The organism is Paenibacillus sp. FSL H8-0283 (assembly GCF_045040675.1).
GTDB lineage: Bacteria > Bacillota > Bacilli > Paenibacillales > Paenibacillaceae > Paenibacillus > Paenibacillus amylolyticus.
In genome coordinates, this window is the sequence record NZ_CP150295.1 from 2,448,379 (window position 1) to 2,472,486 (window position 24,108).

The following is a 24,108-nucleotide window of genomic DNA, read 5'->3' on the forward strand; positions in this document are numbered from 1 at the left end:
TAGAATAGTTTCACAGAAGAATAGTTCGTTAAGTGAACTATATAGATTTGGGAAAGGAGAATGAAGAATGAGTACACCGGATGCAAAAAGTTTGGTGAACCGCTATTTGGATGCTTCCTTTATGGTCAATAAGCGGTTTGATACGCGGATACGTGAACAAGTGGGGCAGACCATAACGACCGATCAGTTCTGCGCACTTCGTCTGATTGAAGAGAAACCTTTCTGCACGCCCTCTGATCTTGCAGAGCTTCTGTGTATAGGTAAGAGTAGCATTACCGCTTTGGTCAACAAGCTGGTGGATCGCGATCTGGTCCATCGGGCCGGGGATGAACGTGACCGCCGCGTTGTATATCTGACACTGACGGATACCGGACGACAGGTATACAGGGAAACAGAACAGGAAATACAGCAGATTCTGGAGCCGTATCTGGTTCATTTTAAACCGGAAGAAGTCCGGATTTTCATTGAATCTTTTGAGAAGCTTGCAGCTTTGCTATCGCATGAAGGAGGACGGGAGAACGAATGAGAACGATACTAAAAGCAAGATGGTGGTTAATGGGGCTATGGGTTGTTGTAGCTGCCGTGTTGATGTTTACCGCCCCTAACATGAGTGAACTGATTCGGGAAAAGGGACAGTTTTCGGTTCCGGAAGGGTACTCTTCCACCCAGGCAGCAGCGATTCTGAATGAAGCTGCAGCACAAAAAGGAGAACAACAGGGGAGCCAGATCGCCCTTGTATTCTATAATCCCGATGGGCTGGGCACCACGGGGAAACAAGAGGCAGAGAAGGCCGTTAAGCAATTGGAGGCCGACAAGGAGAAGCTCGGTATTCTGTCCATTCTGGAACCTTTCTCTCAGCCTGAACTGTCCGAGAAGATGATCTCAGCTGACGGAAAAACGATTCTAACATCGCTATCCATTGATCAGGGAGATCGTACGGTCAAGGAAATGCGGGAAGACCTGAATGAAGCATTGAAGTCCGTCAATGTGGAGCACTACATAACCGGTAAAGGTCTGATTGATGAGGACACCATTGAAAGTTCCCAAGAGGGGCTTAAGAAATCGGAATATATTACCGTTGTCTTTATTTTACTCATTCTGTTCCTGGTCTTCCGTTCGTTTGTAGCTCCGTTTGTCCCGCTACTGACGGTGGGGATCAGTTACATTGTATCGCAACAGATTGTTGCGTTCCTGGTGGATGGGATGGACTTCCCGATATCCACATTTACACAGATCTTTATGGTCGCCGTCATGTTTGGGATTGGTACGGATTACTGCATCCTGTTGATAAGTCGGTTCAAGGAAGAACTGGCTCATCATGAGAATACGTGGGATGCCATCATTGCTACCTATCGTACTGCCGGTAAAACGGTACTCTTCTCAGCACTAGCTGTGCTGGTTGGATTCATTGCGATTGGCTTTGCCCAGTTTATGTTGTACCGTTCTGCGGTTGCCGTAGCTGTAGGTATTGCAGTGATGATGCTTGCCTTAGTGACCATCGTACCATTCTTCATGGCGGTGTTAGGCAAGAAGTTATTCTGGCCGTCGAAGGGTTCACTTGAACATGCCGAGAGCAAGATCTATGGTGCAGCTGGTCGCTTTTCACTTAAACGTCCATGGGCTGCGCTGCTCATCGTTGCAACTGTCTGTGTGCCTCTTCTGGCAACCTACGATGGCAAACTGTCGTTCAACAGTCTCGATGAGATTGGCGAGAAATATGATTCCGTAAAAGCATTTAACATTATCTCTGACAGCTTCGGTCCGGGTGAATCACTGCCGGGTCAGATCGTCATCCAGAACGATGAAGAGATGGATAATGCAAAGTATATGGCCGTTGCCGAGAAAATTAGCCGGGAAGTAGAGAAAGTAGCCGGAGTCTCTGGTGTCCGTAGTATGACACGACCTACGGGTGATGAGATTAAAGATTTTGAAGTTACACAGCAAGTGGGAACATTATCGGATGGACTGGGTGAAGGCAAGACGGGTCTGGACAAAATCCGTGATGGCCTGAGTGAAGCCAGCAGTCAGCTAAGTAAAAATGAACCACAGTTAAAAGAAGCTGCTGATGGAGCAGGTGAACTTACCAAAGGAACCTCCCAGTTGCAATCGGGTATCACGCAACTCAGTCAGGGACTTGGGCAGATTGAAAAAGGTATTCGAGATGGTTCCGCAGGTGCAGGGGATCTGAAAGCCGGACTTCAGCAAGCCAAAACGAGTGCAGATCAACTTGCGCAGGCAAACAATCAGTTGCTTGAAGCCTATCGTCAGGCGGGAGCAGGGGTCGCTGCACTGGGGGATGGGACCCGCGAACTGGAACAACAGCTGAACGGGGTTTCAACAGCTCTAACCAGTCTGTCCGAATCCTTCACAGCACTTGAAGAGCGTTATCCTGAATTGCAGCAAGATGCTGATTACCAGCGTATCAAAGGTACGATTGGAGAAACAGGTTCTGGCACAGCGCAGCTTGCTCAAGGTTTGGGTCAGATTAAGACCAAACTTGGGGAAGCCGCTGCTGGAATTAATCAGGCCAATGAAGGGTTTGCCTCCGCAGCAGCCGGACAAAAGGCGCTTGCCGATGGCCTGGGCCAGATTGTAACGGGAATCGGTCAGTTGCAATCCGGTCTCAAACAGGCTGCGGATGGTCAGGGTAAAGTGATTAGTGAAATTCCTTCCATTCAGGATGGACTTGGCCAGCTTCAGGGTGGTCAGGAGAAAATCCAACAAGGCTTCTCGGATCTGAGTGGTCAGCTGACACAACTGACAGATGGACTGAATCAAAGTGTCGATGGTATTAAACAGGTATCCGGTGGACTGGATTCAGCGCAGGACTACCTGACGCAATTGCAAAATTCACCAGATTCCGATCTTGCAGGTTGGTACGTTCCTGATGAAGCACTGAACAGCAAAGACTTCACACAGGTATTTGATACGTATCTGTCTGAAGATCGGAAAACGATGACGATTGATGTTATTTTCGCCGAAAATCCATACGGAACAGAAGCCATTGATCGTGTTCCTGACATTGAGGCGGCAGTACATCGCGCGGTACAAGGCAGTACACTTGAAAAAGCAGATATCGCCATAGGTGGCGTTACCAGCACGTTTGCAGATTTGCAGGAGATCTCGAATAACGACTATACACGTACTGTAATGCTGATGCTGGCAGGCACATTTATTATTCTGGTCGTACTGCTTCGCTCGGTCATTATGCCATTGTATCTGATTGTTTCCTTATTACTGGCTTATTTCACATCGATGGCGTTAACCGAAGTGATCTTTGTTAATATCCTCGGATTCGCAGGCATTAGCTGGGTTACTCCGTTCTTCGGATTTGTTATGCTGATTGCACTTGGTGTGGATTATAGCATCTTCCTGATGGACCGTTTCAATGAGAACAAAGGTATGAAAGTACAGGATGCGATGTTGTACGCGATGAAGAACATGGGCACCGTTATTCTATCTGCCGCAGTCATTCTGAGCGGTACATTTGCTGCGATGTATCCATCCGGTGTTCTCTCGATGATGCAGATTGCCACAGTAGTCCTTAGCGGACTGATCTTGTACTCTCTGCTGTTCCTGCCATTCTTCGTCCCAGTGATGGTGAAGATGTTTGGCCGGGCCAACTGGTGGCCGTTCCCGAACAAGGAACAATCAGATTCCGTTGATTCGGATCGGACCATAGGCATGTAATGCATTGCAATGAATCAGGCTCTGCCGCGTTATGCGGCAGGGTTTTTTTCTTTTTTTACTTCTAAAAGAAAACTACAATCTTGTGCAAAAGAAAGGTGCATGCCTAAGGACACCATCCCGCGCCTTGTCTTGCCACTCATCATAAGATATAGAGCAGTTCATTATTGTTCAGAGAAATCACAGCAGAGAGGGGCGACGGGATGGTATATCGATATGTGGCTATAGGAGATTCATTAACGGTAGGTACAGGAGCGTTGCTGGGCACCGGCTTTGTTCCTTTATATCGGCGAATGGCAGAAATGAATGTTCGTACGTTTGTATCCATGGAAAATATGGGCGTGAATGGACTGACGTCGGGGGAAATGTTGCAGATGATCTCTTCGCATCCCCGAGTGCGGCAATCGCTCCGTGAAGCGGATATCATTACCATATCCATTGGCGGGAATGATCTGATTCGTACGTTTAAAGCAAGTAATGGCATTCCAAATGCCAGCAAAATGACACAGGTGCTCGGAGAAACCCGCAGTAATGTATCTCAGATCATGCGGCACATTCGGCAGTTAAAGGGCAACCATGAGTATATGGTCCGATCCATCGGATTGTACAACCCATATCCACAAGCGACGGAAGCTGCATACTGGGTGCGCCAATATAATTCGTTTTTGAATGGAGCCGGATCAGGCAACTATGCGTGTGCTCAGGTCTATGACAGGTTCGAAGGTCGTGAACGTGAACTGTTGTTCTGGGATAGAGTACATCCTAATGCAAGAGGGTATCGTGTCATTGCGGAGCAGCTTAATCGGACGGGATATTACCCGTTCTCTTGATCACTTTGGAACAGAACTAGACCAAGCGATGGACTTCCTTTAAGATAAATAAAAGACAGTTCCATTTTGTGAGATAAAGGGGTTAATTTTTGGTGCAAAACATCGATTCCGGTTCCCTCCATCCTTCAGAGCAGCAGCGTATATCCGAAGTGTTGGCCTTATATGGTTTCACATCGGACTGGAAAGGCGAGCGTGGAAAGGGTGGGATGAATAATTCTACTTACATGCTCCATGTAGACGGGACTAATTACGTCATGAGACAATATGAAACACATAATGATCCGATGAAAATCACCTTTGAACACGAGGTGCTGGCAGCCCTTCAACGTTCGAACTTTAAGCTTGATACACCTTCACCTGTAAGGCGGTTATCTGGTGAGGGAGGTACATTCCTTCCTGTAAAAGATACCCTCACTGGTCTTACCAAAATAGTGACTCTGTTTCATTATAGGGAAGGCGTCAATCCCATCTGGCACACACCAGATCATTTGATAGGGCTCGGTAAAGCGGCGGGGGCCCTGTCTTCTGTTATGGCTACGCTGGATATACCACTTGAACCTGTGTATCCACCATACTATCGAATTCAGGATGCGTATCCGCTCTGTTCACCAGAACGATTATTACAGCTATGCACATCGCCGCCGGAGCAATTGGCCTCATGTGCAAATGAGTTGAAGCAACTGAGAGATGCGCTGCCAGATCTGTTTGAAGCCCTGCGGGGAATGGAACATCTGCCGCATCAATTGGTTCATGGGGACTTGAATGCCTCGAATGTATTGGTAGATCAGCAGGATGGTGAAATCTGTGCCATTTTGGATTTTGAATTTGCGACATGGGATTTGCGGGTAATGGAGCTGGCTGTTCCGATGTCTGACCTCCTTACCATGGACAAGAGTGAAGATTGGATGTGGCAGGCACAGGAGGGACTGATCAGGGGATTTCGGGAACAGGTCAGCCTGAAACCGGAAGAGTTGCTGGCCATACCTCGATTGATTTTGCTGCGTAGTCTGGATGTGGTCATGCATTTCATCAGTCGGATGTTCGAGGGTACAGATGAGCCGGAAGTGGCTGTGGAGCAGATTGTGAAGCTCAAACAGCGGATTGACTGGATGCGTCTTCATGAAGAACGACTGTGTGAGATATTGGTGTATTAATATCGTTGTTAAGAATAAAGTGCACTGGTTCTGCTCTTACGAGGGCAGAGATCAGTGCACTTTTATTGGTTAGAAAAGTGATATATGAAGATTACGGTGTATAGCGGATGACATTACAATCCACGTTTGCGGAACCAACTGCGGACAGCCCAGCGGCGCTCCTGACGTTTTTTGTATTTGGGTAACGAACGATAAACGTTCAAAGATTGCTCGTATGCCTGTTTTGCATCAGCATTGCGCCCAAGGGAACGGTGAACCGAGCCGAGCAGATAATAAGCTTCACTGGAAGAGGAATGAATCTCCTGAAACTGATGCACATAATCCAGCGCTTTGTCTTCATGCGTATCTTTGAAAGCTCCGGCAAGGGTTAGGTACGGGCGTCCGTACTTGACTCTGGGGTTGATCTCGAGGGCTTGCAAAATATGACGTTCGCCTTTTTCGATGTTGCCCAAATGAAGCTCAGTTGTCCCCAGTGCCTCCCAGTACTCAGCCGATTGTTCGTATGGGCGCTCCAGTTCAAGCAATAACGCATGTGCCTCACTGTAACGCTTGCGCTCAATTAACAGGCGAGCCAGTTCCAGCTTGGAAGAAACTTCATTAGGACTCATGGCAAGCTGTTGCCGAAGCCGTGAGATGTTACGCATACGTTTGAGAGGTTTCGTGAAGCTTGGGAACACCCCAACGTAACGACGATCCAGGAAATACAGTATAACGAGTAAAATGAGGACGGCAATGAACGGATTACCTACAATCCGCCATAAAAGGCCAAAGATAAGAAATTTAATAAGCACAGGTTCAACTCCATTTATGATGTAATCGCGTTTCGTACACTTAAAATATATTTCGACTGATCCAGCGGGTTAACTCCTCTGCGTTTGCAAGTATGATTCACACCCGCAGGACAATCTTGGTATCCGGCAAACGAAGTCGTAAGCACTCCGCGGCCGCTTGTCTCGGAACGCAGTTTCACCGGATAATCCATTGAGGTGGCAAGAGGCATAACTCCTTCAATGATACAACGTCCGCTACCAATGACGGGGGCTTCGAAGGTTGCCCGCATATGTACCAGATCACTAAGGGCCTTACCGCCGTATTCCTCCGGGACCGTCAGCCGGAACTGAAGAAGGGGTTCCAGCAACGTGGTACCTGTTCTCGACAATCCATCCATGATTCCCATAGGTGTGGCTACAACAAAATCCAGCGGATGTGTATGCCAGACATGATGTTCCCCTTCCACCAGCGTGATGCGCAGATCGGTTACTTCCCAACCGAGCATACCTTGAGACAAGGCTTCCGGAATTCGTCGTTCAACTTCATTCTGATAACGTAACAGCAGATCTTCTGTCCTTACGGTTGAGGCATAGATCAGACCGCTTCCGCGAGGCAAAGGTTCAATCTTGAAGCGAAGGATGGCCCAGCAGGGCTTAGGCATCGTATAAGCGATGTAACCTTCTCCGGCTGTACGTGGTGTCTCCTTATAGATGACGGATGGCGGATCAAACACGACATCCAATCCGAAACGACTCAGCAACAGGCTGGATAAAATCTCAAGCTGAATGGTTCCCATGACCTTGAGATGCAGTTCTCGTTCCTCCGGCAACCATTGCAGGTCGAGTAAGGGGTCTTCATCCGTCAACTCTTGCAATGCTGCGACAAGATCGGGGTAACGTGCCGGGTCCTTGCCATGTACTTGTACGGTCAGCAAAGGCACAGCCATCTGTGGCAGAGGAGGTACACCTTCAGGATTGCCGATAATGTCACCCACATGTGTGTCACTCAGTCCATACAGCGCAGCAATCTGCCCCGCGTGAACGGCACCGGTATCCGCCCATTTCCGTCCATCCATACGGCGAATCTGCGTCACTTTCTCTTCAAGCTCCCGCGTCGAATTATGGATGGTATCCCGATTGTGTAAGCTGCCACCATACATACGGACGTATGCCGTGCGGCCCATCGTACGGTCACGTTCAATTTTGAACACAACGCCGGATACGGGAGAGTCCACTGGTTGTGCAGGTGGAGGCAGAAATGTAAGGACCGTGTCCAGCAATGCCGTGACGCCAATTCCTTTGCCGGAAGCCCCATAACACACAGGGAACATCTCACCCTGATGCACATACCGCAGGAATGCTTCATTCAGATCCCTTTGTGATAACGGAGTCTCCTGGATGTAGGCTTCCATGACCTTTTCGTCCAGCTCGGCAAGTATCTCGACCAGACCTGGAATGGAAGGTGTGCCATCTGACAGAGAATCTTGATTCGGGTTCCATAGCGAGTCGATGCCATGAAATGAATCTTCGTGGAACTGATACGTTTGGATTTCGCATGCGAAAGGGGACAGGGTGGAACAAATCTGCTCCATTACCGCTGGGGCAGACGCACCAATCCGATCCATTTTATTAATATAAATGATGGTTGGGATGCGAAGTGAACGAAGGGCATGCCAGATGGCTTCACTCTGGGACTGAATGCCTTCTACTGCCGACAGAATGAGAATAGCTCCATCCATTACCCGTAGCGTTCGCTCTACTTCGGAGCTAAAATCAATGTGACCAGGCGTATCAATGAGGTCAATGATGGTGTTCTTCCAGATCAGAGAGGTCATGGCTGCCTGAACGGATATGCCACGTTCTTTCTCAATGTCCAGGGAGTCTGTGGCTGTTGTTCCGTCATCTACACGTCCCGGACTGCGGACGACACCACTCTCAAATAACATATGCTCGGTGGTGGTTGTTTTCCCCGCATCCACATGGGCGAAGATACCAATATTCCTGCGATTCAATTCGTTTAACATGGAATGCTAAGCTCCTCTGACAACGGAATGCAATGTTTCCAACAAGTAATAATCCAGATTATCATACCACATCTTCCATATGGAAGAATATGTGGATATATATGATTAGGCCCAGGCACCTATGTTCCAGTCTGGTTCTATTTTAACGAGAACTGTTCATGGTTCTGCGGTATGCTGCGGGTGTTGTACCGGTTAATTTTTTGAATTGACGGTAAAAGTGGGGCAGGCTGTCGAACCCGCAAGCATCGGCAACGGCTGCCATCGTCTCATCACCTTGCACCAGATGCTCTTTCGCCATAATGACCCTTCGTGCTAATGCGTAATCCGTTAGAGTCATTCCCGTGTATCGTTTGAAGGCACGACTGAAATGGGCAGGGGATACAGAGGCGTGCTGCGCCAGTTCAGGGAGGGACAGGCCATTCCGAAGGTTATCGTCAATATGAGAGATCGTAGAAGAGAGCCATGAGGGACCTGGAGCGGATTTACCCGGATTCGCAGGTCCCGCAGCTTCCAGACGTTCCAGAAAAATGAGCAACAGTTGCAGCCTTAACAGGGCCGCATGTGCGCTTAGATGATGACCGAGCTGGAATTCGGTCTGAATATTATCAATGAGGGCGGCCACCTGTGATTGCTCCTCTGTGTTCAGATGCCTCTTATACACGCGTTGTTTACGACAACGTTCAAACAGGCTTAGCAAGGAAGAAGCAGCGCCTCCAGCGGTCGATGCCAGCAAGCCCGGGCTGAAGAACAATGCGGAAGATGTGACAGGATTGCCTGCATCCGGCAAGGCTCGGTGAACCGTGCTGCCCGGTATAATGAACAGATCTCCTTCTTGCATATTCTCAAGTCCCGTATCAATAAAGATGCTTCCCTGACCCCGATATACATAGATAATTTCATGCCAGTCGTGAAGGTGATCTGGCAATTCGTTCTGAGGGGATTTGGTATCGCTGTACACCAGGCGGAACGGAATACCGGATTCTGCTTGAATAGTCGTACGAACAGGTGAACGTTCCATAAAGACTCCTTTCCAGACGATCGTCTTCAACGAGATGTTATACCTGGTCATGAGAGAGTATATTTACCGCAATATAAGCAATTTAATTTCCTTTTATTGATGATACAATGAATTTAAAGCGTTTACAATAAAAGGGTGCAGAGCCTTCGAGCTGCATTCCGACAGTACAAATAATCGATGAGGTGAGTGTCCATGTCGGCAAGCACGAAACGGCCAAGGTTGAAGCTGAATTTACTGGGGAGCGATGGTCAGCGCAAGTGCAAGGAGATTATGGAGCGTCCCGTGAAGGTTTTGCAGATTGGAGAAGGTAATTTCTTGCGGGGATTTGCAGACTGGATGCTTCATGAGAGTGCCAGACAAGGCAAATTCCATGGAAGTGTAGCTGTTACCCAACCACGACCGGGAGGCAAAGCCAAGCTGGAGCAGATTCGTGATCAGGATGGATTATATACGATGATTACGCGTGGGCTGTCTCAAGGAAAGCCGGTTGAGCGGACAGAGTTGATCTCCATTTTCTCACAGTGTATCAATCCGTATGAGGAATGGGATGCCTTTCTGAACTTGGCGGAACTGCCTTCACTTGAGTTCGTTATTTCCAATACAACCGAATCAGGATTGAAATATACGTATGCGGACTATATCGAGGGTGAACCCGTCCAATCATTTCCGGGGAAATTAACGGTTTTCCTGCATCAGCGATATTTGAAATTTGATGGTGATCCATCCAGAGGTTTGATTCATCTGCCATGCGAGCTGCTTGAAGGCAATGGTGATGTGCTGCGCAGTTGTGTCCTCCGTCATAGTAAGGATTATGGGTATTCGGATGGCTTCCGTTCATGGATCGAGAACCATAATCACTTCCTGAACAATCTGGTAGATCGAATCGTAACAGGTGCGCCGACCCAGGAGGAAGCCGATTCCCTGACGAATCGCTGGGGGTATGAGGACCAGTTGATTAATACGGCAGAGCCATATCATTTCTGGGCCATTCAGGGTGATGAATCATTGGACAAAAAACTTCCTCTCAAGCAGGCAGGTCTCAATGTACATTGGGTGAAAGATCTGAAGCCTTTTCAGGTACGCAAAGTTCGTATTTTGAATGGGGCGCATACCTTAATGTCATCTCTAGGCATTCTGCAAGGCAAGCAACATGTGAGAGAAACGATGGAAGATCCACATTTTGGCACATGGATCAGGGAAGCTGTGCATCAGGAGATCGTACCTGCTCTGGATATGCCCGATCATCAGCTGGACCAGTATGCAGAAGAAGTGTTCGAACGGTTCCTTAACCCATATATTGATCACAAATTGCAAGATATTGCTTTGAATACGATCGGAAAATTCAAGGTGCGTGTGCTGCCAACACTATTGTCTTACGAGCAAAATCAGGGAAGTTGGCCAGAACGTTTAATTCAAGGGTTTGCTGGATTATTGTGTCTCTATCGTCCGGTAAATACGCCAGAAGGTTACAAGGCACAAAGACTGAATGGAGAGGACATTCTGCTGCGGGATGACCCGGATGTCCTAGCTGCTTTGGCTGCACACTGGGACGGTTATGACACGCTTAACAGGAATCAGAACCAACTGGATGACCGGGTAGCGGCTGTGTTGTCGGATACCTTGATCTGGGGCGAAAATCTGGATGCAAGAGAAGGGCTGCGTGCAGCACTTGTTCGTGAAATCGGATTGTTGGAAGGTGAAGGGAAATGAACACAACAAGTACAATCAATGACTGGATTGCCATTCAACCACAGGATGATGTCATTATAGCGCTTCGGGATTATGCGAAAGGAGAATGCATTACCCTGCCAGACGGTGTTTCTTTTACCTTGCTGGATGACGTGCCCAAAGGGCATAAGATTGCTGTGCATACCCTGGCACCGGGTGATGATGTGATGAAGTATGGTTTCTCCATCGGGATTGCCCAAGAGCAGATTGAGCAGGGAAGCTGGATTCATAGTCACAACCTGAAGACAGGTCTGCACGGATTGCTTGAATATGAGTATCAGCCGGGCGCGCAGGTTCAGACGGACATGCCTCCGGAACATCTGCGCTCATTTGATGGATATTTGCGCCCCAATGGTGACGCAGGTATTCGTAATGAGATCTGGATTGTGAATACGGTTGGATGTATTAATAAAGTTTGTGAAGCTTTGGCACGTATGGGGCAGTCCCAGTTTGGAAGCCGGGTCGATGGTGTATTTCACTTTCCGCATCCATTCGGGTGTTCACAGCTTGGTGATGATCTGAAGTATACACAACAGTTGCTGGCCTCCTTGGTGGAGCATCCGAATGCAGGAGGCGTGCTCGTCATCGGTCTGGGCTGTGAGAACAATCAGGTCGATGAATTCCGTGAGTGTATTGCTCCGGAATACCGCGGTAAAGTACGGTTTCTCAAAGCACAGGAAACGGATGACGAGCTTGAGGAAGGGCTTCGACTGATGGAAGAACTTGTGGAGATCGTTGAACATGAACAACGGCAGCCGCTTCCGCTCAGTAAACTCAAAATTGGGTTGAAGTGTGGCGGTTCCGATGGTTTATCCGGCATTACAGCCAATCCACTGGTCGGTGCAGTTGCTGATATGCTGGTTGCTGCCGGGGGTACGGCTATTCTGACGGAAGTTCCGGAGATGTTTGGTGCGGAGACGATCTTAATGAACCGGGCTGCCAATGAGCAGGTGTTTCACGATTTGGTGGACCTCGTGAACGGCTTCAAGCAATATTTTGTGAACCATGGCCAGAACATCTATGAGAATCCTTCACCTGGGAATAAGGCTGGTGGCATCACAACGCTAGAGGAAAAGTCACTTGGATGTACGCAAAAGGGAGGACGTTCTTCCGTAGTCGACGTTCTACGTTATGGCAAACGTGTAACTCAAACCGGTCTGAACATTGTAGAAGCACCGGGTAATGACCTGGTATCTGTAACGGCACTGTCTGCGGCGGGTGCACATATTGTGCTCTTCACAACAGGGCGGGGGACTCCCTTCGGAGGTCCGGTACCTACCGTCAAGATTGCGACCCAATCCGATCTGGCGAATCGCAAAAAACACTGGATTGACTTCAACGCAGGCCAGCTGTTGGAGGGGCAGACGATGGATGAGGTGAAAGTGCAGCTGTTCAGCCAGCTGATTGACATTGCTTCAGGACGGTCACACACACTCAGTGAGCAGCATGGATTCCGGGAGATTGCCATATTCAAGGATGGCGTAATTCTCTAAATCCATTGTCGATGGGGGCTGTTGATCGTCTGGGTTACATTATATGGTGAACCACAGCCAATTCCGGTTGAAATTTGCACTACAACCGGGATTGGCTTTATTTAGATTCCACGGATGCCAAGCGCTTTGGAGATGCTTGATAATGCTGCAGGTGAAGCATGTTGTTGTAGTTGCACAATCAATAGTTCACGTGCCTCTTCTATGCTGCCTTCATATGGCTTAATGCCGTGACGTTCCATCCAGTGACCAGCAGTCTCGTATGCGGAGCTGTTCCAGGCGACTTTGCCTTCTGCGAGCCCTTCTTTTTCTTTGGTGCCACTGATCACAATGGCTGCACAGCCCTGAAGGTCCAGAAGTCCACGGTCAAATGTTTTTTTGTCCTCTTTTGCCCCGAAACCGGCTTGTGATCGCAAGGCACGTCCATCGATGCCTTCTTGTTCTGCAACTAACGCATGGAGTTTGAACGCTTCACGGGAGAGTAGACCCGCTTCATACTGTTCCTTGATAGTTCTGGAATCGGCAAGCAGTCGGTGTACCCAAGGGAAGTATTCAGATGAGACAAGAAGCGCTTTCTTTTTGACAAATTTTCCATATGCAGCAATGCCCTCTTCAGCCAGGCGTGAACGCCATAACCAAGGATCGAATTCATCATCCTTGTGCCAATGTTCTTTGGGGGTTAGCGATGACAGAGAAGGATAATCGGCAAATAGTGGTGCCAGAGGCAGCAGCCCTATAGACTGGATACGCTGTACTGCTTCTTCGTACGTTATAACGGCTTCATATGTCATGATATCAGTAGGCTCCTTTTTGTGTGTAGTCAAGCTACGACTTGGTTGAAGCAAGGTATCTCCGGCTCACTTCCTCGGCATGCTGACGAATCTCACTGCGAAGTTGGAGAGGTTCAATCACTTCGGCTTCACCTCCTAATCGGTAAAAGAATCGTACGGCCCAGCCCCATTCCCCTGGTGGACAAAGGAATGATAATTCCCAGAGATCCGGGGCAATTTCAGTCATCTTTTCACCAATATGCTCGTCCTGTTCAGCTTCAATCATTCCCCGATAACTCAGTTGTACCTTAACCAGGATTGGCGGCTGTTCTGGAGGGATCGGCTTACTCTGCTGTTGCTCTGCCTGTTCATTAAGCATCTGTGCATCCTGTGGTTCGATCGCTTTGACTTCGATAATTCGGTCAACCCGGAACAGACGTTGTTCAACATGTTCGAGGGAATATGCTTCACAGTACCAGAAGCCAGAGGAAGCATATACCCGTGTGGGACAGATATGCAACCAACGCTGACGTGATGCGGAGCGATACAGCACACTAAGCCACCCGTGTTCGGGTATACATGCCAGCAGTGCGTCCAGATGAGGAAGAATGTAATTGCGGTCTGGAATATGATGATGCAGTTGTTTGAGCATGGGATCAATTCGCGACATAATATCATCCGGAATGATAGCCTTAACTTTGTTCATCAGGGTCCAGCGTTTCTCATGAAAGGGTGTGTCGGCGTAGCGACTTAGACCTTCAAGAGCGAATAAGAGCGTCGCTGCTTCTACCGGGTCCAGCTGTAATGGGGGTAATACGTAACCCTCCATAAGACTGAAACCGCCTCCCGGACCGGAAATGGCAATAATGGGCACATTCATCTCGGAGAGGGATTGAATATCCCGAAGAATCGTGCGACGGGAAACCTCAAATTTCTCACCTAATGAGTGTGCCGTTTCGTGACCATGCTGTAATGCCATTACAATGGCAGCAAGCCGATTTGTTCTGTTCATGTCAGCCACTCCGTTTCGATCTGCGCCGCCGGAAGTTGATGTCGTAGTTATATTTCAATTGTAACAACGAATAAGTGACATCATGAGTGTCACCAATTTTTCAACTGTTCATTATTTTATAATGGATCAGCATCAGGATTCACAAGCATGTTCCGGCAGGCGTTGTTAAAATGTGTTTCTCGTCCAATTCGCTTTGCATACTGATATTTCCTTCTATCAAAAAGACCACAGATCATGCCAAAAACCCGTATCCGGTGTAGACGGATACGGGAAGTAGCAGCTTTTGGCTTACAGAAGACGATAAAGGTCTGAAATCTATACCAATATCCTCGCTGAAGACAATAACAAGTATAAAAGGAATGAATATGTGACACTTTGTATCGCGGGAATTTCTATCACATTATATTATTCCGAATGATTTCAATTAAGCGAAATCGCTTATTTCATTTCGAGCAGTTGCACTCCACGGGCTTCAATATCAACACTTCCCGAAAGCTCACGATTGGTGAGCAGATCATGTGCCTTAGCTGTTCCCAGATCATAGGATTGTGTGGTTGCGTTATGGTTCATGACAAACAGGTAGGGTTTGCCGTCTTTGGTTCGTGCGCTTACTTCAACACCTTCTGGTGTCTCAAGCAAAGACTTTACTTTCTTGGCTGCTGCGAGCTGTCCCAGCAAACCGTCCAGGAAGCGCTCATCCGGATCGGATGCAACGTACCAGGCTTCACCTTGGCCAAAGGTATTACGTGTCACAACAGGCATGCCTTTATAAAAGTCGTCTCCATACTCCGCGATGACTTCGGCTCCTTCACTGTGCAGCAGGTCACACAGCATGCCGCAGCCATACTCTCCTTGAAGATCACCGTAGGTTTCTTTGAGGACAATGCGGTTCTTTTGCTCAGGTAGCAGAGCATCAATCTCTTCCACCCAGATTCCGAGCAGTTTACGAAGTTCTCCCGGATATCCACCTGTGGTCACGAGATCGTTCTCGTTGACAATGCCGCTGAAGAAGGTCGTCAGGAATGTTCCACCTGCTTCAACATACTTCTCCAGTTTGGCGGCAAACCCTGGTTTAACCATGTAAAGAACAGGGGCAAGGACAATGTCGTATTTGCTCATATCCGTATCCACACTGATGATATCTACTTGTATGTTGCGGCGGAAGAAGGCTGCGTAGTATTTATGGATCTGATCCACATAGTTCAGGGCAACCGTAGGTCCGCTTGATTTTTCGATGGCCCACCAGTTATCCCAGTCGAACACAATGGCTACTTTGGATTCAACAGATGCATCCAGCGTGGTATCTCCAAGGATCTGCAATTCCTTGCCCAGCTCAGCGACTTCGCGGAATACACGTGTATTCTCATGCCCAGCATGCTCAATAACTGCACCGTGATACTTCTCACAGGCACCGATGGAGCGACGAAGCTGGAAGAACATGATGGTATCGGCTCCGTGCGCAACAGATTGATAACTCCACAGACGCATGACACCTGGACGTTTCAGAGAGTTGTATGGCTGCCAGTTCTGCTGACTTGGTGTTTGCTCCATCAGCATGAACGGTTGACCATCCTTCAATCCGCGCATAAGGTCATGAGCCATTGCCGTGAAGCTGACAGGAGTGGCGAGACCAGGATAACTGTCCCAGGAGACGATATCCAAATATTTTGCCCATTTGAAATAGTCCAATTGCTTGAAAAATCCCATCAGATTGGTAGTAACGACGGAGTCCGGAATATGTTTTTTGATTGCATCGTATTCCAACAGATAACAATCCAGCATGCTGTCGGAGTTGAAGCGGGAGTAGTCCAGCGAGATTCCCTGGAACGTTGAATTGTTGTTACCCCAATGTTCGCTCAGGTTACTCGGTAATACAATCTCGTCCCAATCGTAGAAGGTATGCCCCCAGAAATTCGTGTTCCATGCTTTGTTGACCTGTTCCAGAGTCTGATAGCGTTCTTTCAGATACACGCGGAACGCTTTCTCACAGTTGTCACAGTAGCACTCACCGCCATATTCGTTGGAGATGTGCCATACGAGAACCGCGGGGTGATCCTGGTATCGTTCGGCCAGTTTATCTGCAATCTTCTCAGCGTATTTGCGATAGGTCGGGCTGTTGGGACAGGAATTATGGCGCCCACCGAATTTGCGTTTGCGTCCATCGGCATCAACACGAAGCACGTCTGGATATTTCTTTGCCATCCAAGCCGGATGGGCAGCAGTGCTTGTTGCAAGGCATATATAGACACCATTTTCATATAAACGATTAATTAGTTGGTCGAGTTCTTCAAAACGGTAAGTAACTTCATCAGGCTGAATCAGTGCCCATGAAAATACGTTGATTGTGGCAATATCAATGCCTGCCAATTGGAACATGCGCAGGTCTTCAAGGTGGGTTTCGTGATCCCACTGTTCCGGGTTATAATCGCCCCCGTAGAACATTTTGGGCAGTTTGTTACTAATCAATGTGTTCACCTCTTGTATAAGAATAATCCTATACTATATGATACATATGACTTTTAAAATATAATAAAAGTAATGACTCATATAAGAATACGGAAGTTTACTTCAACTTATACCCAAGGAGGCATCCCATGTTTATCTCCCCCCGACATCAACGATATTTCATGACGTCACGTGATCAGCCGTTGCCCCTTTATATTGAGAGCCTAGGTTATAACGGCAATCAGGAGAAGGTGTCCAGACCTGTGGGGTATCCCTGTTACCATTGGCTTCAGACAGTAAAGGGAGCCGGAGAATTCAAGTTTGCCGGGTCCACGGTCGTACTGGGGGAAGCATCAGGTATTTTGCTGCCGCCAAATGAACCGCATGAATATGTGCGCGCCCAAGGAGAGTGGGAGACATTCTATATTACATTTGGCGGTTCCCAGTGTCCGGCAATCTTGGAGTCACTTAGTCTGGGTGAAGCAGCATTGCATCAGTGGGAGCAGAGCAGTTCGTTCAATGATTACGGCCAGGAAGTGCTGGATTCGATCAGAAGTGATCAGGATTTGTCGGGACTCGAGGCGTCAGCGGATATATATCGATTTCTGATTTTGCTCAAAAAACATGGCATGACCGGCAATCGCTCTTCGATCTCTCATGCCGTGGAGAGACTCGCTCCGCTCATTGCATTCATGGAACAGCATTATGCGAATCCTGAGATTGGTCTCGAACATATGGCTGACGTCACGGGGATCTCATCCAGACATCTGAACACCTTGTTCAAGCAGTCCTTTGGCATGACAGCCTACAGTTATTTCATTTTGCTGCGCATTCGCAAAGCCAAGGAAATCATGACAGGGGATACCGCCCTGACGATTAGGGAGACTGCGATTAGGGTAGGGTTTCGAGATGCTAGCCATTTTGTAGCAACTTTTCGCAGGATTGAGGGGGTGACTCCTGAACAGTTCCGTAATTTGTACTAACATGTACCCAAATGATCAAAAAGTGATGCCAGGAAGGTATTGATGCGTTAGGGTCATTACCGTTATGATGGTATCGATTCCTGAGATTCGAAAACGTTTAAACGGACCCATGTATCCGTTCTACTTGGAGAGGATGATTGAAGATGACAACAACTATACCCTTATGGGATCATGCTGCACCTTATGCAGCCCAGGGTCATGAAGACGAGATGCCACATTTGATTCCATTTATTCAGCCCGGTTCCGAGAGCGCTGTCATTGTATGTCCAGGGGGCGGCTATGGATTTTTGGCTGATCATGAAGGTGCTCCAATAGCGGAATTGTTGAAACGTGCAGGTATAAGTGCATTTGTCCTGAATTATCGGGTGGCGCCTCACCAGCATCCTGCACCGATAACAGATGGTCAGCGTGCCATACGTTATGTTCGTGCTCATGCTGAGCAGTATGGCATCAACCCTGCCAAGATTGCAGTACTTGGTTTCTCCGCAGGCGGACATCTCACAGCAACACTGGGAACGCTGTATGACGAGGGACAACCGGATCATGAGGACCTCATCGAACGCCAGAGTTCACGTCCGGACCGAGTTATTCTCTGTTATCCGGTCATTACGATGGAGTCCTATGGACATGCCGGTTCCCGTGAGAATTTGCTTGGGTCGGACGCCTCTGCCGAGCAGATCAAGGCTTTCAGTGCGGAGAAGCAGGTAAGAGCGGATGCTCCTGAAGCGTTCATCTGGCATACCAGCGATGACCAGGCAGTGCCTGTAGAGAATAGCTTGCGTTACGCACTTGCATTGGGTGCGCATGGCATCCCCTATGACTTGCACGTTTTTGAGAAAGGGTCACATGGACTTGGATTGGCTGAGGACAACCACGCGGTTCGGGTATGGTCAGATCTGTGTCTCACATGGCTCAAGAATCAAGGCTGGTAATCACTGATTGGATAACAACTTAACGGTCTGATTAATCAATTATTCTTATATTAGCGCCTTGGAGCGAAGGAGAAAATAACGATGAAATTGCAAAAAAATGACAAGCTTCTGTTTATCGGGGATTCGATTACAGATTGTGGTCGGGAACATCCTGTAGGCGAAGGCAGTTCAGGTCTGGGCCATGGTTACGTAGCGCAAGTCTATGCCCTCTTGCGGTCCATCTATCCGGAATTGATGTTGCGTGTCCAGAATGTGGGTAATGGTGGAAATACGATTCGTGATCTGAAACAGCGTTGGGATCGTGATGTGCTTGACCTTAAACCGGACTGGCTGACGATCATGATCGGCATTAATGATGTATGGCGTCAGTTCGACAACCCATTGTCAACAGACTCACATGTGTTTCTTGAAGAATACGAATCCACATTGCGTGAACTGGTGGCTTCGGTTCGTCCCAACCTGAAAGGTCTGGTACTGATGACACCTTATTATCTTGAGGCCAATCCGGAAGACCCGATGCGGGCAACGATGGATATCTACGGAGAAGCGGTACGCAGGGTAGCGAGTGAGTATGATGCGGTGTATGTGGATACACAGGCTGCATTTGCTCCATTTTGGGATCATTTCTATACGTCTGTGCTGACTTATGACCGGGTACATCCGGATGCAACGGGCCATATGGTATTGTCCAAAGCATTCTTGGATGCCATCGGATTCGAATGGTCAGGCGGCGTCAAATCTGAATAAGGACGTGAGGGCATGAGCGACGTAACTGTAGCAGTACAAACCCCGGCATTACTGGGGGAAGGTCCAAGCTGGGATGCGGAGAACAATCGATTGTTGTGGGTAGATATTGAAAGCTTCAAGGTGCATGTGTATGATCCAGCTACAGGGCAGGATCAGACTTATGATGTCGGTGAACATGTCGGGGCTGTTGTTCCCTATCGTGGTGATGAAGTTGTGGTTGCTTTACGCAGTGGATTCCATACGTATCACTTGCTTACGGGTGAGCTGCAAGCCATTGAGGACCCTGAACAAGGTAAGGATACCAATCGTTTTAATGATGGAAAATGTGATGCGAAGGGCCGCTTCTGGGCAGGCACGATGAGCATGAATAATGAGAGCAAAGCCGGATCATTGTATTGTTTGGAGCAAGGGCAACCCGTTCGCACAATGGTACAAGGTGTGTCTACATCCAACGGTCTGGGCTGGAGTCCGGATCGGCAGACCATGTATTACATTGATACCCCGACACGTTCTATTGACCGGTTTGATTTTGATCTGACGGCAGGTACGATACAAAATCGTACAAGTATCATTCACATACCGGAGGAATTCGGTTTTCCGGATGGGATGACGGTTGATGGTGAGGGCATGCTGTGGGTTGCACACTGGGGCGGTGGAAGAGTCACTCGTTGGAACCCGCATACATCAGAATTGTTGCAACAGATCGAGGTGCCGGCAGATCAGGTAACATCCTGCTGTTTTGGTGGACCGGATCTCGAAGAGTTATACATTACAACAGCACGTATAGGGATTAAGGAAGAACGTCTAAAAGAGACACCGGATGCGGGCTCACTTTTTGTCATCAGACCGGGCGTTAAAGGGCAGGAGACTCACGCTTATGGTAGCCAGCAATAAACAGGTGCCAATTATGTAGTGAACCTTAGTGAACCTCTGCCTGGTTTGCCAGGAAAGAAACGATTCCATTTTTTACTCTTATATAAAATGTCGAAAGGTGCTGTTCTAACAGCATCTTTTTTTGTTGTATAAACCAGTTTAAACACTGAAAATATTTTACAAAAATCGGAATTTCGACAGAGGGGTTTGGAGATTGCCAGCGAATGTTATTTATTGAAAGTATTATCCAGATAACCGCGAATCAAGAACAATTATGTAAGCGCTTAACAATATGACTGGAAGGGGGTGAGGCTTCTTGTATCAAGGGATGCATTGATTCGTCTGGCACGCCATCATCAGCACGATGAGACAGCGGGGATAGACCGAAATGCAGTAACGAAGTAGAAGAGGAGGATAAGTTGATATGAGAACGTTTATGGGGAAATTGCGAATGATGAGCTTGACGGTTGCTGTAGTAACCGCCTCACTGGGAGGACTTGCTGGAACAACAGCGGCGGCACCAAGTGAAGCCTATGAGTGGAAAAATGTGGTGACGGGTGCAGGAGGCGGGTTTGTACCGGGCATTATTTTCAACGAGTCGGAAAAGGATCTGATCTATGCCCGTACAGATATCGGGGGAGCCTATCGCTGGAATGGGGCAGACGAGAGGTGGATACCCTTAACGGATTTTGTCGGCTGGGATGACTGGAACAAGAATGGTGTGGACGCACTGGCTACGGACTCGGTTGATCCCGATCGGGTGTATATGGCAGTTGGGACGTATACGAATTCGTGGGACCAAAATAATGGCTCCATCTTGCGCTCTACGGACCGGGGAGATACATGGCAAACCACAACACTTCCGTTCAAAGTGGGCGGCAACATGCCAGGACGTTCAATGGGAGAACGCCTGACCGTGGACCCAAATGATAACAGTATTCTGTATTTCGGTGCACGAAGTGGTCATGGGCTATGGAAAAGTACCGATTACGGTGTGACCTGGAACGAAGTCACAAGCTTCCCGAATCCGGGAAATTATGTGCAAGACCCTTCGAATGAATATACCAGTGACATCGTAGGTCTGGCATGGATTACATTTGACAAAACAACAGGTTCGGCAGGGCAAGCAACCCAGACAATCTATGTGGGTGTTGCAGATAAAGCTCAAAGCGTATATCGCAGCACAAATGGCGGCCTGACCTGGTCAGCTGTTGCTGGTCAACCTACAGGTTATATTCCGCATCATGGTGTGTTTGATTCAGACGGAAGCCTCTATATTACGTACAGCGATGGTGTTGGACCCTATGATGGGGCAAAAGGTGACGTGTGGAAACTGAATACGTCGACAGGTGTCTGGACCAACATCAGCCCTGTTCCAAGCAGCAGCACGGATAATTATTTTGGATATGGCGGATTGGCTGTTGATGCACAGAATCCCGGTACATTGATGGTTGCGACATTAAATTCCTGGTGGCCGGATGCCACCTTGTTCCGCAGTACAGATGGCGGAGCGACTTGGACACGCATATGGGAATTTGAAGGATATCCGAATCGGAAGTTACGTTATACACAGGATATTTCGGCAGCGCCATGGCTCACATTTGGCACCAATCCTGCCCCACCCGAAACAACCCCAAAACTGGGCTGGATGATCGGTGATCTGGAGATTGATCCGTTTGATTCGGATCGCATGATGTATGGAACGGGTGCTACGATCTATGGAACGAAGAACCTGACAGACTGGGATGATGATGAAAAAATCAATATTTCAGTGATGGCGAAGGGGGTTGAGGAGATTGCCGTGCTGGATCTGGTCAGCCCGCCAAGTGGTGCACATTTGATAAGCGGATTGGGAGATGTCTCCGGATTCCGTCATAACAATCTGGACCAGGCTCCAGCTACCATATTTACGAGCCCGAACTATCCTTCCACAGAAAGTCTGGATTTTGCAGAGTTAAGTCCAAATACGATGGTTCGCGTAGGTAAAGCAGATTATGCTGCTGATCCAAATGCAAAATCCATTGGTTTGTCCAGTGACGGAGGCACTACGTGGTATAAGGCCAATGCAGAACCTGCCGGCACAACCGGAGGGGGGACCGTAGCCATCTCTGCGAATGGTAACCGACTCGTATGGAGCACATCAGATAAAGGCGTACATTATTCGACTGACGGCAATTCATGGACGGCAAGTACGGGCATACCTGCACAGGCAAAAGTGATTTCGGATCGTGTCAATCCAAACAAATTTTATGGATTTGCAGCGGGTAAAATCTATGTGAGTGTGAATGGTGGTGCTACTTTCACGGCAACATCTGCGACCGGACTTCCGATGGAAGGAAATGCCGATCTGGATGCCGTTCCAGGTGTTGAAGGTGAACTCTGGTTTGCAGGTGGTAGTGAGGAAGAAGGTCCTTACGGATTATGGCATTCCACGGATTCAGGAGCGACATTCACAAAGCTTGCCAATGTAGAGGAAGCAGACAGTATCGGATTTGGTAAAGCCGCCCCGGGGCAGAGCGTTGTTGCGTTATACACGGTTGCGCAGATCGATGGAACACGTGGATTCTTCCGCTCCGATGACGGTGGCGCCAATTGGGTTCGTATCAATGATGATCAGCATCAGTATGCTCGTGTAACCACAATTACGGGTGATCCGCGTCTGTATGGAAGAGTATATCTCGGAACAAATGGCCGCGGAATTTTGTATGCTGACCGTGTTGGAGGTAACAATGGCGGAGGAGACGGCGGGGGTACACCAGTGACCAACTCTGCGATTACACCGGTTACAGCCGAATTTGATCGCAAAGCAGGGAATCAGGTTAATATTCCAGTCACGTTAACACTTAACGGGAATACACTAGCATCCATTCGCAACGGGAATGCAACGCTGGTTTCAGGTACAGATTACACGTTGACAGGCAATGAGGTCGTATTAAGTAAAAACTACCTGGCTTCACTGCCAAATGGCGCAGCGACGCTAACCTTTCAATTCAGCGCAGGCGCTCCTGCGACCTTGAATCTGCTCATTAAAGACACGACAGCTGCACCTGTTGGAACCATACGCATTGAGATGTTTAACAGTAACACTTCAGCGACGGGCAGCTCGATTAGTCCCAAATTCAAACTGACAAACACAGATACTACAGCCTTGAATCTGTCTGATGTGAAAATCAGATACTATTACACGATAAACGGTGAACAGCCTCAGAACTTCTTCGCTGACTGGGCGACTGCTGGCAGTGCGAATGTAACAGGCACGTTCAGTGCACTCAATCCAGTTCGGACAGGTGCTGACCACGTGCTTGAGATTGGATTCACAGCTTCCGCTGGAACTCTGAATGCAGGACAAAGCACAGAAATCCATACGCGCATCTCCAAGAACAATTGGACCAACTATACGCAAACGGATGATTATTCTTTTGCAGGTAGTCAGACTTCCTATACGGACTGGTCCAAAGTCACTGGTTATATCGCGGGAAGTCTCCAATGGGGAATTGAACCATAAGTGAGTGATTTAACGAAATAAAGGATTGAAATAGGGGTCCTGATTCGCCAGATGATCAAATGGCGAGTCGGGGCTTCTTATTTTGTCGAAATATAGTGTAAACTATAGATAGTTACCATTGCTTAAAGGATCGTTTTAGG

General features: G+C 48.3%; 17 protein-coding genes. 11 read left to right on the plus strand and 6 right to left on the minus strand.

The window, feature by feature from the left end; genetic code table 11:
- Positions 1–67 precede the first annotated feature (67 nt).
- From MHI52_RS11120 to MHI52_RS11135, 4 genes are all read left to right on the plus strand, one after another.
- The gene (locus MHI52_RS11120; RefSeq protein WP_036609512.1) at positions 68–526 is read left to right on the plus strand and encodes a MarR family winged helix-turn-helix transcriptional regulator; all 459 of its coding nucleotides are present in this window, start codon (positions 68–70) and stop codon (positions 524–526) included.
- Positions 523–3,690, plus strand: a complete 3,168-nt coding sequence (locus MHI52_RS11125) for an MMPL family transporter (protein WP_253507401.1) — start codon at positions 523–525, stop codon at positions 3,688–3,690. Before MHI52_RS11120 ends, MHI52_RS11125 begins: the two co-directional genes overlap by 4 nt.
- Positions 3,691–3,890: 200 nt before the next feature.
- Entirely contained in the window at positions 3,891–4,517 is a 627-nt protein-coding gene (locus MHI52_RS11130; RefSeq protein ID WP_017689264.1) for a GDSL-type esterase/lipase family protein, read from the plus strand.
- Positions 4,518–4,609: 92 nt separating this feature from the next.
- Positions 4,610–5,671 (plus strand): phosphotransferase, encoded by a 1,062-nt coding sequence (locus tag MHI52_RS11135; protein WP_253507403.1) that lies wholly within the window; start codon positions 4,610–4,612, stop codon positions 5,669–5,671.
- Positions 5,672–5,784: 113 nt separating this feature from the next.
- Here the strand turns inward: MHI52_RS11135 and MHI52_RS11140 are convergent, their stop codons facing one another.
- The 3 genes from MHI52_RS11140 to MHI52_RS11150 form a co-directional block, all read right to left on the minus strand.
- Positions 5,785–6,462, minus strand: coding sequence for a tetratricopeptide repeat protein (locus MHI52_RS11140; protein ID WP_253507405.1), 678 nt, complete (start codon positions 6,460–6,462; stop codon positions 5,785–5,787).
- A 14-nt stretch (positions 6,463–6,476) separates the two neighbouring features.
- Positions 6,477–8,465, minus strand: a complete 1,989-nt coding sequence (locus MHI52_RS11145) for a translation factor GTPase family protein (RefSeq protein WP_253507408.1) — start codon at positions 8,463–8,465, stop codon at positions 6,477–6,479.
- A gap of 142 nt (positions 8,466–8,607) precedes the next feature.
- Positions 8,608–9,534: an AraC family transcriptional regulator gene (locus MHI52_RS11150; protein WP_253507411.1), complete on the minus strand. Its 927-nt coding sequence runs from the start codon at positions 9,532–9,534 to the stop codon at positions 8,608–8,610.
- A 141-nt stretch (positions 9,535–9,675) separates the two neighbouring features.
- Between MHI52_RS11150 and MHI52_RS11155 the strand changes: the two genes are divergently transcribed.
- Positions 9,676–11,193: a tagaturonate reductase gene (locus tag MHI52_RS11155; protein ID WP_076326843.1), complete on the plus strand. Its 1,518-nt coding sequence runs from the start codon at positions 9,676–9,678 to the stop codon at positions 11,191–11,193.
- Positions 11,190–12,704: an altronate dehydratase family protein gene (locus MHI52_RS11160; protein WP_338708415.1), complete on the plus strand. Its 1,515-nt coding sequence runs from the start codon at positions 11,190–11,192 to the stop codon at positions 12,702–12,704. Before MHI52_RS11155 ends, MHI52_RS11160 begins: the two co-directional genes overlap by 4 nt.
- Positions 12,705–12,805: 101 nt before the next feature.
- Here the strand turns inward: MHI52_RS11160 and MHI52_RS11165 are convergent, their stop codons facing one another.
- The 3 genes from MHI52_RS11165 to MHI52_RS11175 all read right to left on the minus strand — a co-directional run bounded on the left by MHI52_RS11165 (position 12,806) and on the right by MHI52_RS11175 (position 16,949).
- Positions 12,806–13,492, minus strand: coding sequence for a hypothetical protein (locus tag MHI52_RS11165; RefSeq protein ID WP_036670284.1), 687 nt, complete (start codon positions 13,490–13,492; stop codon positions 12,806–12,808).
- Between the two features lie 34 nt (positions 13,493–13,526).
- The gene (locus MHI52_RS11170) at positions 13,527–14,483 is read right to left on the minus strand and encodes a helix-turn-helix transcriptional regulator (RefSeq protein WP_405159029.1); all 957 of its coding nucleotides are present in this window, start codon (positions 14,481–14,483) and stop codon (positions 13,527–13,529) included.
- 438 nt (positions 14,484–14,921) lie between these two features.
- Positions 14,922–16,949 carry a beta-galactosidase gene (locus tag MHI52_RS11175; RefSeq protein ID WP_405159030.1) on the minus strand — a complete coding sequence of 676 codons (2,028 nt, stop codon included), beginning with the start codon at positions 16,947–16,949 and terminating at the stop codon, positions 14,922–14,924.
- A 128-nt stretch (positions 16,950–17,077) separates the two neighbouring features.
- Here MHI52_RS11175 and MHI52_RS11180 point away from each other — a divergent pair, with 128 nt between their 5' ends.
- The 5 genes from MHI52_RS11180 (at position 17,078) to MHI52_RS11200 (ending at position 23,968) form a co-directional block, all read left to right on the plus strand.
- Positions 17,078–17,911 carry an AraC family transcriptional regulator gene (locus MHI52_RS11180; RefSeq protein WP_340982862.1) on the plus strand — a complete coding sequence of 278 codons (834 nt, stop codon included), beginning with the start codon at positions 17,078–17,080 and terminating at the stop codon, positions 17,909–17,911.
- A gap of 143 nt (positions 17,912–18,054) precedes the next feature.
- Positions 18,055–18,843 carry an alpha/beta hydrolase gene (locus tag MHI52_RS11185; protein ID WP_405159031.1) on the plus strand — a complete coding sequence of 263 codons (789 nt, stop codon included), beginning with the start codon at positions 18,055–18,057 and terminating at the stop codon, positions 18,841–18,843.
- 81 nt (positions 18,844–18,924) lie between these two features.
- Complete coding sequence (locus MHI52_RS11190; RefSeq protein ID WP_047842445.1) at positions 18,925–19,590, plus strand: SGNH/GDSL hydrolase family protein; 666 nt, start codon at positions 18,925–18,927, stop codon at positions 19,588–19,590.
- Between the two features lie 12 nt (positions 19,591–19,602).
- A complete protein-coding gene (locus tag MHI52_RS11195; protein WP_405159032.1) occupies positions 19,603–20,484 on the plus strand; it encodes an SMP-30/gluconolactonase/LRE family protein in 882 nt (293 codons plus the stop codon).
- Positions 20,485–20,887: 403 nt separating this feature from the next.
- Entirely contained in the window at positions 20,888–23,968 is a 3,081-nt protein-coding gene (locus MHI52_RS11200; RefSeq protein WP_405159033.1) for a X2-like carbohydrate binding domain-containing protein, read from the plus strand.
- Positions 23,969–24,108: the final 140 nt, after the last annotated feature.